Origin of the sequence: Psychrobacter sp. 4Bb (genome assembly GCF_002836735.1) — a bacterium.
GTDB lineage: Bacteria > Pseudomonadota > Gammaproteobacteria > Pseudomonadales > Moraxellaceae > Psychrobacter.
The window spans coordinates 15,980-29,776 of record NZ_PJAS01000056.1; the positions used below are offsets into that span (position 1 = coordinate 15,980).

The 13,797-nt window shown below is 43.9% G+C and carries 12 protein-coding genes; 11 read left to right on the plus strand and 1 reads right to left on the minus strand.

Annotation, left to right across the window (positions count from 1 at the left end; genetic code table 11):
* Window positions 1-89 precede the first annotated feature (89 nt).
* The 11 genes from nqrF to CXF60_RS05245 all read left to right on the plus strand — a co-directional run bounded on the left by nqrF (window position 90) and on the right by CXF60_RS05245 (window position 13,172).
* Window positions 90-1,325: an NADH:ubiquinone reductase (Na(+)-transporting) subunit F gene (nqrF, locus tag CXF60_RS05195; RefSeq protein ID WP_102078341.1), complete on the plus strand. Its 1,236-nt coding sequence runs from the start codon at window positions 90-92 to the stop codon at window positions 1,323-1,325.
* A 175-nt stretch (window positions 1,326-1,500) separates the two neighbouring features.
* Window positions 1,501-2,301 carry an SDR family oxidoreductase gene (locus CXF60_RS05200; RefSeq protein WP_101204728.1) on the plus strand — a complete coding sequence of 267 codons (801 nt, stop codon included), beginning with the start codon at window positions 1,501-1,503 and terminating at the stop codon, window positions 2,299-2,301.
* A 123-nt stretch (window positions 2,302-2,424) separates the two neighbouring features.
* The gene (locus CXF60_RS05205; protein ID WP_102091067.1) at window positions 2,425-3,579 is read left to right on the plus strand and encodes an FAD:protein FMN transferase; all 1,155 of its coding nucleotides are present in this window, start codon (window positions 2,425-2,427) and stop codon (window positions 3,577-3,579) included.
* Between the two features lie 200 nt (window positions 3,580-3,779).
* The gene (nqrM, locus tag CXF60_RS05210; protein ID WP_102091068.1) at window positions 3,780-4,025 is read left to right on the plus strand and encodes a (Na+)-NQR maturation NqrM; all 246 of its coding nucleotides are present in this window, start codon (window positions 3,780-3,782) and stop codon (window positions 4,023-4,025) included.
* A 395-nt stretch (window positions 4,026-4,420) separates the two neighbouring features.
* A complete protein-coding gene (locus CXF60_RS05215) occupies window positions 4,421-5,653 on the plus strand; it encodes an MFS transporter (RefSeq protein ID WP_102091069.1) in 1,233 nt (410 codons plus the stop codon).
* A 311-nt stretch (window positions 5,654-5,964) separates the two neighbouring features.
* A complete protein-coding gene (locus CXF60_RS05220) occupies window positions 5,965-6,819 on the plus strand; it encodes an arylesterase (protein WP_102091070.1) in 855 nt (284 codons plus the stop codon).
* 12 nt (window positions 6,820-6,831) lie between these two features.
* Window positions 6,832-7,551, plus strand: coding sequence for an ABC transporter ATP-binding protein (locus CXF60_RS05225; protein ID WP_102091071.1), 720 nt, complete (start codon window positions 6,832-6,834; stop codon window positions 7,549-7,551).
* Between the two features lie 19 nt (window positions 7,552-7,570).
* Complete coding sequence (locus tag CXF60_RS05230) at window positions 7,571-10,213, plus strand: ABC transporter permease (RefSeq protein WP_102091072.1); 2,643 nt, start codon at window positions 7,571-7,573, stop codon at window positions 10,211-10,213.
* Between the two features lie 418 nt (window positions 10,214-10,631).
* A complete protein-coding gene (locus tag CXF60_RS05235; protein ID WP_102091073.1) occupies window positions 10,632-10,856 on the plus strand; it encodes a hypothetical protein in 225 nt (74 codons plus the stop codon).
* A 4-nt stretch (window positions 10,857-10,860) separates the two neighbouring features.
* Window positions 10,861-11,526 (plus strand): hypothetical protein, encoded by a 666-nt coding sequence (locus tag CXF60_RS05240; RefSeq protein WP_102091074.1) that lies wholly within the window; start codon window positions 10,861-10,863, stop codon window positions 11,524-11,526.
* A gap of 308 nt (window positions 11,527-11,834) precedes the next feature.
* Entirely contained in the window at window positions 11,835-13,172 is a 1,338-nt protein-coding gene (locus tag CXF60_RS05245; RefSeq protein ID WP_102091075.1) for a valine--pyruvate transaminase, read from the plus strand.
* A 52-nt stretch (window positions 13,173-13,224) separates the two neighbouring features.
* On the opposite strand, the gene CXF60_RS05250 is transcribed toward CXF60_RS05245, so the two are convergent.
* Window positions 13,225-13,593, minus strand: a complete 369-nt coding sequence (locus CXF60_RS05250; RefSeq protein WP_228707049.1) for a hypothetical protein — start codon at window positions 13,591-13,593, stop codon at window positions 13,225-13,227.
* Between the last annotated feature and the right edge of the window lie 204 nt (window positions 13,594-13,797).

The following is a 13,797-nucleotide window of genomic DNA, read 5'->3' on the forward strand; positions in this document are numbered from 1 at the left end:
ACTTATTTAATTCATTTATTCGGTAGAGGTTTGGGTACAGCATAGATTATGCCCTCACACCCCTACCCCATAGATTAAGGATACCTACCATGGATTACGCTACGGCGATTGGTGGCGTTGCTATGTTTACCTTGATCATCATGGGCCTTGTCGCTATTATTTTGGCGGCGCGCTCAAGACTGGTCAGTTCAGGCGATGTCACTATCCATATTAATGATAATCCCGATAATGATGTGGTGACACCAGCTGGCGGCAAACTACTACAAACGCTAGCGGGCGAAGGTATATTTTTATCTTCAGCTTGTGGTGGTGGTGGTACTTGTGCGCAGTGTCGTTGCCGCGTTATTGAAGGTGGTGGTTCTATTTTGCCCACCGAAGAAGGCTATTTTACTCAAGGTGAAATCCGCAATCACATGCGCTTAGCTTGTCAGGTAGCTGTTAAGCAAGACATGAAAATTGAAATTGACCCTGAGTTCTTTGATGTACAGAAATGGGAATGTGAAGTTATTTCTAACGATAACGTTGCCACTTTCATTAAAGAGCTGGTACTAAAAATTCCAGAAGGCGAAGAAGTAAACTTCCGCGCTGGTGGTTATGTACAGTTGGAAGCGCCACCGCATGAAGTGCACTACAAAGACTTTGTGGTTGATGAAGAATATAGAGAAGACTGGGAAAAATTCGGTATCTTCAACTATGTTTCAAAAGTTGATGAGCCTGTTATCCGTGCTTACTCAATGGCCAACTATCCTGAAGAGAAAGGCCTCATCAAATTTAACATCCGTATCGCAAGTCCACCGCCACGTGGTCCTGACGGTATTCCACCAGGCAAAATGTCTTCATGGGTATTTAGCTTAGTACCTGGTGACAAAGTGACAGTTTCAGGTCCTTATGGTGAATTCTTTGCCAAGAAGACCGAAGCTGAAATGATCTTTGTTGGTGGTGGTGCTGGTATGGCTCCAATGCGCTCACATATCTTTGATCAGCTCAAACGTTTGAATACTGACCGTAAGATTAGCTTCTGGTATGGTGCTCGTTCTATTCGTGAGATGTTCTACGTTGAAGACTATGATCAGCTAGAAGAAGAGTTCGATAATTTTGAGTGGCATGTTGCACTGTCTGACCCATTACCAGAAGATAACTGGGAAGGTCCAACAGGCTTTATCCATAATGTATTGCTCGAAAACTATCTGAAAGATCATCCAAACCCAGAAGACTGTGAATACTACATGTGTGGGCCACCGATGATGAACGCTGCCGTAATCGACATGCTACACAGCATGGGCGTGGAAGACGAAAACATCATGCTTGATGATTTCGGTGGTTAAGTTAGAGTCTTAATCTAACAGCACAAATCTAAGAATAAAAAAAGAGTCTCAATTGAGGCTCTTTTTTTGTGCGATTTTTACACATAGTAATGCCGTTGTAGGCTACAAATCTAGCTAGTAGAGTCGCTTTATTATCCTATATTATGGACTATCTAAACATTGAGAAAGGACTCTTATGAAAACGAAATACAAAGATCTAACCATTTGGATTACAGGTGCCTCTAGCGGTATTGGAGAAGCCCTTGCCATAGCCTTTGCCAAAAAAGGTGCTCGGATTATTTTAAGTGGACGTGATCAGGACAGATTAGACACAGTCAAACAACGCTGCAAGCGTGCTGACACACATATTGTCATTCCCTTTGATATCAGTGATTCCAGTCAAGCAAAATCCGCTTATGAGATGGCAATAGCTCAAGCAGGAAAGATCGATTGGCTGATTAATAATGCCGGTATCAGTCAACGCGCACTTATCATGGATACCGATGAAGAGGTCGAGCGTCAAATCATGGAAATAGATTATTTTGCTCAGACGCGCCTTACTAGACTGGTACTGCCTGACATGATTGCACAAGGTGGCGGCAAAGTCGTGATGGTCTCGAGTGTGGCAGGCCTATTAGGTACGCAATATCGCGGCGCTTATGGAGCAGCCAAGGCGGCACTGCATATGTGGGCAAATAGCTTGCGCGCTGAGCTACATGACCAAGGTATCGAAGTAGCCACGATATTCCCCGGGTTTATTCAGACCAACATCTCTATCAATGCATTGACTGGCGATGGTAGCGCACAAGGTACGATGGATGAGGCAACCAATAATGGTCTAACTGCGACTGAGTTTGCTAAACAAGTTGTGAAGGCGCTCGCCAAGGAAGAAGAATATATTATCGTCGCTGGTCGCAAAGAAAAACTGGCAACACGGGTCAACCGCGTCTCTCCGCCAAAACTCTATAAGCTCATACGTGAGTCACAAGTAAAATAATTCGATCAACCGAACGAATTGTCGCTGAATGGTGCCTTCATTAGTATTTTTGGGTTCAAGGGGTGTAAAATAAGCGTGGCTTGTTTTACACCCTACTCATTTCTACGCCATACCGAAAATATTATGAAAAACACTATATACAGCTTATCTTCCAAAAAACCTCTGCACCTTACCCTAGTTGGAGTCCTTGGCCTTGCTAGTACTTTAGGTCTCAGTGCTTGCCAGCAAACCCCAGACTATAACTATCTGATCGGTGAGACGATGGGAACGAGCTATCATATTAGCTATCAGTTGCCTGATGATGCGGACGAAGCTGCCATACAAGCTGCGGTAGACGAGCGCCTAAAACAAATTAACGATAGCATGTCTACCTATCAAAACGATTCAACAATATCTACATTCAACCGTTTGGGCAAAGACAAACCTATCACTATCGATGCTGATTTTAGTCGTGTGCTAGACGTATCACAAATTGTCTATCAGCAATCTGGCGGTGCCTTTGACCCTACTGTTATGCCACTCGTAAACACCTGGGGCTTTGGGAGTACCATGACGGTCGAGCGACTACAAAGTCCGCCGACTGCCGTTGAGATTGCGCAAGCCAAAGCGTTGGTCGATTTTGAGAGCATCATAAAGAAAGACGACACCATCTATAAAACCAAAGACGGCGTTGGTTTAGATTTTTCTGCCGTTGCCAAAGGCTATGGCGTCGATGTCATCGCTGACGTACTGAGAGATGATTATCAAATTCGTAATTATATGGTTGAGATCGGCGGTGAGATTGCCACCTCTGGTGTGAATAACCAACAGCAGCCATGGCAAATTGCCATTGACGCTCCTATTGAAGGCAGTACTGTCAGCGAACGTCAGACCATATCTGCTATTCGCCAGCCAAAGAATACGGCTAGCCAAATGCATCTGGCGACCTCTGGCAACTATCGCAACTCCGTCATATTCGATGGCAAACGCTATAGCCATACTATCGACCCGACAACGGGCAACCCTATTGCAGGCGGCGCACCTTCAGTCACTGTCGCAGCTGATTCGGTTGCATTAGCGGATGCGTGGGCAACTGCCCTTACCGCGATGCCTTATCACAAAGCACTAGACCTCGCTAAAACGCAAAATCTGGCGGCCATGTTTGTGGTGCTAGCTGATGATGTAAAAGCAAAAGGTTCTGACGATATGTCTAACGAAGCTGCTGACGATGACATTGACGACTGGCAGGTGGTACAGACACCAGCGATGAAAGCGTTACGTGCTGATAAAAAGCTTTAAACGTTCTCCAAGCTCTAGATGGCACACTCTAAAAGCCACTGGTAAGTGATAGATGTGAAACAAGAGAATACGTTAACGCTCAACGAGCCGCACTAAAATTTGCTATACTATTATACAGTTGTTATTAACGGTGCTTAGCTGCCATAAACTTAGGTAACACCACTAATAACTGCCCTATTTTTTAAAATGAGGTTTCCTCTATGCTTAGCCAACTGCTTCCTATGCTTGCCATTACTTTCACCGTATTTGTCCTATTCTTCATTTTTATGGGCATCGGTTATATGGTCAAAAAAAAGCCGCTTAGAGGATCTTGTGGCGGTGTTGCCAAATTGATGGGCGATGAAAATTGCTCGTTTTGTGGTAATGATCCCAATAAGTGCGATTCACTAATCGCTGAACAGCAAGAGAATGCATTGAGAGCTGCTCAATTGGGTAAATCGGTTTAATAGCCTATTGGTTACCATACGCTGGTAGCATTTACCTGACATATGTTCTTATAATAGCGTCAAGTCATTCAAAAGTGACTTGGCGCTATTTTTATTGTGCGATAAGACTATTTATTTAAGATTACTAATTATCGCCATCTCTTATTATCACTGTTCTATAGCCGTAACTCGAAGTAACCACACATACATTTTGACTAAGCTGCCTGCCAATTTAGCAAAGTCAGTTAAGCGAATGTATGTCTTACGCGCTACATATATTTTTCGGTCTAACTTACGATATCGATTACCGTTTAGGTACGTGTCTGGGTAAATGCTCTCTGGTGTTATTTTATAAGCCGCAGTTTTTTGGCGCTGTTTAATAACGTGTTCTTTTTCGCTGTCATCGTTGTGCTGCTATGTCTACCTCGTCTAATCTATCTACTTCATCCAGCCTGCCCTCCTCACGCTTTACCTTTTGGTTGGTTCTGTGTGCCATGATTCTGCTAGCAACCAATATGCGTGCACCTATCGTCGCGCTAGGTTCTATCGCCCCAGTGGTAAAGGACGCGCTTGATATCTCTGAGTTTCAGATAGGCTGGCTAGGAGCAGTGCCTATGTTGAGCTTTGCCGTTGGTGCACTGATTTCCCCAACCATTGGTAAGCGATTCGGGCTAGAGAATACACTGATTGCCATGATTGGGCTATTGACGGTAGGGATGATTATCCGTACTGCCATCCCGACATGGAGTGGGTTTTTAATTGGTACTTTATTGCTTACCCTCGCTATCGGCTTTGCTAATACTTTGGCAGCACCTGTTATTAAGCAGCGTACCCCGCAACATATTCCGCTGATTACAGGGTTGTTTAGTTTAACGATGACCACAGCAGCAGGTATCGTTGCAGGCGTCGTATTACCGTTATCTGAGCAAGTAGGTTGGCAGTGGGCATTAGGCGGTTGGACAATACTAGGTGTTTTTGCCTTTGTTATCTGGCTGTTCTTACGTGTACGTTTGGGTTCATCCAACCATCAAGCGGTTATCCCTGCGGCGTTAGGTTCTTCTGATATCTCTATGTGGCGCACCACCTTTGCTTGGCAGATTGCTATTTTTATGGGATTACAGTCATTATTGTTTTACACCGTTGCCAGTTTTTTACCATCGATTTGGGTCAGTAAGGGACTATCTGCCGTCAGTGCTGGACAAATGGGTTCTGTATTTCAGTTTATGGCACCGGTTTCTATATTAAGTTTAACTTGGCTAGTCAATCGTGGCCGCCCTATTCAAGCATTGGCAGTATTTGCTGCTGTATTAAATGTCGTTGGTATATTGGGCGTCAGCTATCTATCGACTGATTTGGCATGGCTATGGTCAGGCATGATGGGCATGGGCTGTTCGGCGATTTTCACCTTAAGCATGATGCTGTTCTCGATGCGTACTTATACGACCAATCAAGCCAGTGAGCTGTCTGGTATGGCTCAAGCAGTGGGTTATGTCATTGCGTTTTTTGGCCCATTGGGCACAGGCTGGCTGCATGAAATGACTGGTAGCTGGAGTGTGCCACTTTTTATTATGTTGATACTGATGATTGTCAACGTCGTGATTGCTTGGCTTGTTAGTCGTCCAGTGATGGTCGATGGCAAATATATTTGATTGCTATCAGCTTTCATTTCTATCAGTTTTTGTGGTCTACAAGGCTATGATTGCTAACGCGCAATAAAGCGGCCTTAAATTAACCTTAGGGCAATATAGGTCACTGTCTTATTTTGCTATAGTCAGTTCAATATAATTTAGATACTTAATATAAGCTGGATACTCAATGTAATCTGGATAAAAGGAAGACGAGTAAAAGCACTACCAATCGTAGACTGAACGAGCCTGACGATTTATCCGACTGATACTGTATCTGGTTTAGATAGGATTTGACTATACACTGGTTTGATTGCATATAGGACATAACACCCATGATGAAATTTCCCTCACGTTTTGCTCAGCGCTTTCCTGCTATCGCTATGCTCGCGGTTGTAATGGCTATCAGTGGCTGTCAAAAAGAAGCTGAAACGACATCTGCTGATGATACGCAGAGTACCAGTACTGAAGCGACTAACAGTCAAGCCAGCACTGCTCCAGTAGCAGCTGAAACCGCAGCAACAACTGATCAACAGGTCAAATCCTCATCACTTACTATTTTAGCGCTTGGTGACTCCCTGACAGAAGGTCTGGGAGTAGACAAAGACGACAACTATCCTGCTCAGTTAGAAGATCGTCTACAAGAGATGGGCTACGCTAATGCCAAGGTTATCAACTCAGGTCTAAGCGGTGAAACCAGTACTGGATTGGTCAATCGATTGGACTGGGTATCGCAAACCAAACCCGACATCACTATCTTGACTATCGGTGCTAACGATGCGATACGCGGTATCGATGTAGCGACCATTGAAGCCAATATTCGTACTGCGGTTAAGCACCTGCAAGACAATGGTAGTGTCGTCATCTTAGGCGGTATGTCGATCTATGACAATCTAGGCAGTGAATACGTCGCGGCATTCTCAGACATTTATCCTCGTGTTGCTAAAGACATGAACCTGACACTTATTCCGTTTTTCTTAGAAGGCGTTGGCGGTGACCGAGAGCTCAACCAAGCGGATGCGATTCATCCGACCAAAGAAGGCTACGAGATTATCGTTAATAACAATATCTTGCCTATTCTAGAGCCGAAGCTAGAAGAACTACAAGAGTTAAAAACAGCCGATACCGATAACACAGCTGCAACTGCTCAAGACAATACGACAAAAAATAAGACAAACGAGACTACTTAACGAGACACTGTAATGACATCATCATCTTCGACTGCCACAGCAACGCCACAAGCAGACGCTAAGACACAAGCACTACTGACCGCCTCACAGTTAAATAAAACCGTACAAGTCGGTGAGCAAAAGCTGTCCATCATCAAAGACGTAGATATTTATGTCAATGCGGGCGAGTTTGTTGTCATCATGGGTAAATCAGGTTCGGGTAAATCTACTTTGTTAGGCTTACTCGCAGCATTAGACTATCCCGATAGCGGTACGGTATCGCTGGCAGGTCAAATGCTTAGCAGTCTTGACGAAGATGCGCTAGCCGTCATACGTCAGCAGGATATGGGCTTTGTCTTTCAGTCGTTTCACCTATTGCCCACACTGACCGTCGCTGAAAATATTGCCTTTCCACTTGATATTGCCAGACGTCCAAATCCAGCACGGATAGACGAGCTGATAGATGCGGTCGACTTAGGTCATAGACGTAACAGCTTACCCAATCAATTATCAGGTGGTGAGCAGCAGCGTACAGCAGTAGCACGTGCGCTAGTATCGCACCCAAAGATTGTGTTTGCTGATGAGCCAACGGGCAATTTAGATGAGCAAAATGCCGATCAAGTTATGCAGCTGCTATTGGACTTACGCCAACAGGTTGGCTCAGCACTGGTGGTCGTGACTCACGATCCTGCACTTGCCGAGATGGCAGATCGCGTCATCACTATGCATGACGGCCGCATTGTACCTACATGAATAACTGGATTGTATCTTAATGAATAGTAAGCCCACAGACAACAAATTGCCTGATACAAAAAAGACTGCTACCAGTATGCATCAAGAGTCCAGTTATCCTAGCGGCATTCTTAGTCAACTATTTACCCGTACTCTAGGTTTTCAAACTCTAGGCTCGCAAGCACTCAGCCGTAGCTGGTGGCAGCGCTGGGTGTATCCCGTGTTGTTTCTAATGACCTTGACCTTATCACTTGCAACTTACCTGACTCTCGACTCGGTGCAGCAGTCTGTCGATAGCTACATCAATGACAATCAGCGCGCACTCGTTGGTGGGGATCTAATCCTAAACAGTAAGCAAGACTGGCCAAGCGAAGTATTGTCACAGGTAGAAACTATCCCTAATACACAGATCGTGTATGACTATCAATTTAGCGCCATGCTGGTCAATGATGAGCAAACACTGCTTGCCAGCGTCAAAGCCGTCTCGCCGTCGTATCCCCTATACGGCACAGCGGAGCTTGCCTCAGGACAGCCACTGTGGGATCAGCTAACATCTGACAGTGTGATCGTCGCACCAGAAGTGCTCAGTAGTCTACAGGCCGATGTCGGCGACCGTATCACCATTGGCGATGCGCAGTTCACGATTAGTGATGTACTAACCAAAGAGCCTGACCGTCCGCTGACCACCTTTGGTTTCGGTGGGCGTGTGTTGATGAAACAAGATGCCTTAGAGGCGACCAATCTACTCGGTCAACGTAGCCGCATAAACTATCGTATCGAGATGGCAGGCGATCCAGAGCTGATAACCACGCAGCGTGAGCAGCTTACAGAGATCCTGACCAATTATCCTGATATCGAGCTATCTGATGCTGAGTCCGCAGATACCTCGGTTTCGCGTATCTCTGATAATGTGCTGATGTTTTTAAAACTGCTAGTCATCGCGGTGTTACTACTATCTGCGGTCGCCATGTACGGCGTCATTAGTGCGTTTGTCAGCAAGCAGCAGTCCAATAACGCGATTCGCTTGGCGCTCGGCGAGCCACTTGGCTCACTCAAGCGTAGCTACTATCAGCTACTTATCGTCACGACTGTCATTGCTTGTATCGCAGCGGTTACCCTTAGTCTGGGCTTACTCAAAATTGGTCAGCCGTATCTGGTCGCTATATTGCCTGCCGACGTTGGTCTAGCCATCAATCCAATCAGTGCGATTAAAACCATTGTGATTGCTTTAGCCCTGACGCTACTGATTGCGCAGCGTGGTCTAAGCGCACTTAACACGACCAAACCCGCTACCCTACTCAATCAAGGGGCGAGCACGCAAACACAAAGCTTGCCTTGGTATCGACGCGTACCGTTACTATGGTATGGCTTGGTGCTGGCAGGGCTGTATGCTTTCTTTGCTTATGAAGTGGGTTCGCTGTCATTAGGCGCACAGTTATTGGGCGGCTTGATTGGCTTTGTGGCGATATTTTGGCTATTGGCACGTGGGTGGCTCTGGCTGCTCAACAAGTTGGCAAGTAATACCAAGGTCAGTTGGATGCAGCGTATCTCCATTCATAATCTGGCGCGTAAAGGCAACCAATCAGCGTTATTCTTTGTCACCTTATCACTATCGGTGGCGGTGCTGACGCTTATCACCACACTCAATCACAGTATCAATGCGCAGTTTATCAATGCTTATCCTGAAGACGCGCCTAATCTGTTTTTGCTCGATGTGCAGAGCGATCAGCATGACGATATTGATGCAATCATTGGAGCGCCTGTCACTTATTATCCCGTCATTCGTGCCCGTGTGGAAACGGCAAATGATGTGGCGGCAAAAGATATCGAGCCTGCTGATGGGTTTGATGATCCCACGCGTGTCTTTAACTTGAGCTATGCAGATACGGTCATGGAGACAGAATACATCACTGAATCGCTCACAGATGATGCGCTATATACCCCTATCGATGCGACAAATGAGCAAATCAAACCTTTATCTATCTTGGACACTGCCGCAGGTATGCTCAATGTCGGTATGGGTGATCAGGTACGTTTTAACATTCAAGGTATCGAAATCATCGGGCAGATTACCAGTATTCGCACGCGCTATGAGCGTGGCCCAAGTCCGTATTTTTACTTCTTGTTTGAGCCGTCGGTGCTGTCCGCCGCCCCGCAGATTCAGTTTGCTACTGCCCACGTATCAGAAGATGCCATTCCAGAACTGCAAGGCAAGCTGGTACGCGAGTTCCCTGCTGTCACTACGATTGATGGCACTGCTATCGCCAAGCAAATCCAAGAGTTGGTGGTACAAATGAGCCGCTTGGTCTATGTGTTTACCTTACTTGCCCTACTCACTGGCGTCATGGTGCTGATCAGCTCGCTACTGTCTACCTCACAAGATCGCATGAAAGACAGCGCGTCATTTAGACTGCTCGGTATGCAAAAGCGGGACTTGTATATGCTCAATATCTTAGAGCTGGGTGTGCTTGGTATTAGTGCGGCGACCTTTGCCGTTGTGATCGCCAGCGTTGGCGCATGGGCAGCAATCACGCAATGGTTTAATCTACAATTTAGTGTGCCGTGGACGAGCTTGGCGATTGGCGGTGCAGCATTAATCGTGTTGCTGTTTGCCATTGCTATTATTTATGTGAGATTGGTGATTGGGCGCGGAATTATGGCAAGAGTAAGGGCGATGATTTAGTGAGTTGATGTTGAAGATTTTGTTGTAACGAAAATATGTTTAGTGCATGTAACCAATATCTCGTGTATTATTGTATTTAAATGTAGATTAAATATTACAATATTTTACATATTTCTATATCTTGTCATCACCTGAATAGGATAGAATAAATGCAAGCATTTATTCTATCCTATTCAGGTGATGACATAGTTTTTCATGCCTTTCATCTTATTTATCTTTTATAAATCAATATCTTATACATCACTAAAATTTATATTCTGATAATGATTTTTTCTAATATAGAGGTTAGTTATTACTATCTATATACATTAACTCCTTGTTAATCCTTAATATTACAGTTACGATACCTTAGAAATAAAGCTGTGCTCATTATCATAATATGAGTATAATATCCGACCATTAAAAATTAGAGGTTTCTATGATAGGAGATATTTTTAGAAAACTAGTAAATTCAAGTGCTGAAAATCTTTCTATTCTAGAAATCGAAGAGAAAGTAAGAAGTACTAAGAATTTAGAAGTGATACCATTTACTAAATCCGAGAATAGTCTTGTTCCTGCAAGAGGGAATGTTTTTGATTATAAAAAAATGACTACTAGTGATATTAATGATGCGCTTGACGAGTACGTTTTTATAGAGTGTTAGATTAATGACAGTGACTAATGAAGATGAAGTCTACAAATTTTATAATGAAACATTTAAGTACTTATACGCTGATTTAGTTGCAACCATTGGAGAGAAAAGCGAGCAAGTATCATTCGAACTGCAAGCATGCTTAAGCCATTTAGTTGTTGCTAAAACCACTACTTGTCTTGAGACAGCTACAAAGAACTATGACAAGGCACACGGTCATCTAGTTAGGGCGTCTTTAGACTGCGCAAAATTGATATGGATTGAACTACGTAAAAGAGCTAAAGACTTTTCTAGTGATGCAGACTTGATGCAACTTGGACATAATTCTACAATGGATGGTTGTTATAAATTACTCAAAGAATCTGAAGAATTTGCTAAAAAAGCTCGAAGAGCAGAAGTAACGAACACAGGTGTAAACCCTGAAGACACAATTATTCTGTGGTATCAATCTATTGAGGCTTTAAATAAATTTTTGGATTTATTTGTAGCAAGCAAAGTGAGTTCTATTAAAAAGGTTAGAAAAACCAAGACTTTTAAAGATAGATTATGGGATATATTAGTAGCTTTTGTTATAGGTATGATTGTTACACTATTAGCTGGTTATGCATCGGGAAGTTTTGAACTAAAAAAACCAGATTTCTTAGTAAATTTTTTATACTCTCAAACGACTGTACAAAAGTAAGTTTCTTCAAACGTAGTACTCATAACTATTATAGACTGTTTTATTGGTCCAAACATTTGTTACTTTTAACCAGATCTACCTAGCAAACTTTTGTTTAAATTTATATTTCGTTACATTCACAATTAAGATTTGGAAATTTTGCGCCCCTATTCATTTAGCGGGCGTTTTTTATTTACTTGACGTACAAACAGATAAGACAATATCAACACTACTGCGTGCTTACCTTACCCCCACCATTTGCTATACTAGCCCCACTTTATCGGTTAAATACCCACTTATAACACCCTCCCAAACAGCATGGTAGCCTTATGAAATTCTCAAAGTTCGGTCAAAAATTTACCCAGCCCACTGGCATTTCACAATTGATGGACGATTTGGGCGACGCGCTAAAAAGCGATCAGCCAGTCAACATGCTGGGCGGTGGTAATCCTGCCAAAATTGATGCTGTCAATGAGTTGTTTTTGGAGACCTATAAGGCGCTGGGCGTTGATAACGACGCAGGCGTACCCAACAGTAGCGCGATTATTAGCATGGCGAACTACTCTAATCCGCAAGGTGATGCCGCCTTTATTGATGCGTTGGTTGGCTTCTTTAACCGTCATTATGATTGGAATCTTACTTCAGAAAACATTGCCCTGACCAATGGCTCACAGAATGCGTTTTTCTATCTGTTTAATCTGTTTGGCGGTGCGTTCGTTGATGAAAATAGTCAAGATGAGAATAGCGAGTCTATCGACAAGTCCATTCTACTGCCATTGACCCCTGAGTATATTGGCTATAGCGATGTGCATGTGGAAGGTCAGCATTTCACCGCGGTATTACCGCATATCGATGAAGTGACGCATGATGGCGAGGAAGGTTTCTTTAAATATCGTGTGGATTTTGACGCGTTAGAGAACTTGTCCGCACTAAAAGAAGGTCGTATCGGCGCGATTTGCTGCTCACGCCCGACCAATCCAACTGGTAACGTGCTGACTGATGACGAAATGGCGCATTTGGCTGAGATTGCCAAACGCTATGACATACCGCTGATTATCGATAACGCCTACGGCATGCCCTTCCCCAATATCATCTACTCTGACGCGCACCTGAATTGGGATAACAATACGATTCTTTGCTTTAGCCTGTCAAAGATTGGTTTGCCTGGTATGCGTACTGGTATTATCGTGGCCGATGCCAAAGTAATCGAAGCGGTCAGTGCGATGAATGCCGTGGTCAATCTAGCACCGACACGCTTTGGTGCAGCGATTGCCACGCCATTGGTAGAAAACGATCGTATTAAGCAATTATCTGATAACGACATCAAGCCGTTTTATCAAAAGCAGGCGACACTCGCGGTGAAGCTATTAAAAGAAGCCTTGGGCGATTATCCTTTGGTCATTCATAAGCCTGAAGGCGCGATATTTTTATGGTTATGGTTTAAAGACTTGCCGATTAGCACGCTGGATCTATACGAGCGCCTAAAAGAGAAAGGCACGCTTATTGTGCCAAGTGAGTACTTCTTCCCCGGTGTCGATGTCAGCGATTATCAGCATGCGCACGAATGTATCCGTATGAGTATCGCGGCTGACGAGCAGACACTGACTGATGGTATTCAAGCCATTGGTGAAGTCGTACGTGAGCTGTATGATGAAGCCAAAAAATAAGATGAGCTGCTAGAATTATAAATTTAAATAGCAAAACGAAAAAACGGACTAATTAATAGTCCGTTTTTTTATGGCGCTTGGTCAATGAAGTCGATTTATTGGTTGGTCGAAATATAGTCGTCCACTTATTCAGTGCAAAGAGCACATAAGACAACATACAGGTATTAATCAAATCACGGATGCTCGCGGTAATCTGTTCACGGCTTAAGCTTACCAAGCCAAGTGATTCAATCGTATCTCGATTGTCCAAATACTCACCCAACAGCGCAATGCAAGTCACGACGATCAGAGCGATAAATGACCGAATACCTTGGCTTTTGATAATAGGACGCAGCGCAACCAGACACAGCAGATAAACACCGACGCCGACATAGATATGTAAGGCATCTTTGGCAAGGCCAGTTGTTTCCACAACATTCATTTTAAAGGCAGTAAAATCCACTGAGATATTCCAAATATAAGCAAGTAGAAAATAACTGAGCGTATCACTAAACCATGATGGCTAAACTATAATAGCTGAAGAATAGCAGCTATAAAGTGATGGCTGAGCATAAAAAAGGCAGATTATACAATTGATAATCTACCTTCTACTAAATTAAATATTCACTTCACGTTTATCGCCTAC

Excerpts from the sequence above, each read along its gene's own strand:
- CXF60_RS05215 (WP_102091069.1), top strand. The coding sequence starts at position 4,421 with ATGTCTACCTCGTCTAATCTATCTACTTCATCCAGCCTGCCCTCCTCA.
- CXF60_RS05230 (WP_102091072.1), top strand. The coding sequence starts at position 7,571 with ATGAATAGTAAGCCCACAGACAACAAATTGCCTGATACAAAAAAGACT.
- CXF60_RS05250 (WP_228707049.1), bottom strand. The coding sequence starts at position 13,593 with ATGAATGTTGTGGAAACAACTGGCCTTGCCAAAGATGCCTTACATATC.
- CXF60_RS05200 (WP_101204728.1), top strand. The coding sequence starts at position 1,501 with ATGAAAACGAAATACAAAGATCTAACCATTTGGATTACAGGTGCCTCT.
- CXF60_RS05235 (WP_102091073.1), top strand. The coding sequence starts at position 10,632 with ATGATAGGAGATATTTTTAGAAAACTAGTAAATTCAAGTGCTGAAAAT.
- CXF60_RS05205 (WP_102091067.1), top strand. The coding sequence starts at position 2,425 with ATGAAAAACACTATATACAGCTTATCTTCCAAAAAACCTCTGCACCTT.
- nqrF (WP_102078341.1), top strand. The coding sequence starts at position 90 with ATGGATTACGCTACGGCGATTGGTGGCGTTGCTATGTTTACCTTGATC.
- CXF60_RS05225 (WP_102091071.1), top strand. The coding sequence starts at position 6,832 with ATGACATCATCATCTTCGACTGCCACAGCAACGCCACAAGCAGACGCT.
- nqrM (WP_102091068.1), top strand. The coding sequence starts at position 3,780 with ATGCTTAGCCAACTGCTTCCTATGCTTGCCATTACTTTCACCGTATTT.
- CXF60_RS05240 (WP_102091074.1), top strand. The coding sequence starts at position 10,861 with ATGACAGTGACTAATGAAGATGAAGTCTACAAATTTTATAATGAAACA.
- CXF60_RS05245 (WP_102091075.1), top strand. The coding sequence starts at position 11,835 with ATGAAATTCTCAAAGTTCGGTCAAAAATTTACCCAGCCCACTGGCATT.
- CXF60_RS05220 (WP_102091070.1), top strand. The coding sequence starts at position 5,965 with ATGATGAAATTTCCCTCACGTTTTGCTCAGCGCTTTCCTGCTATCGCT.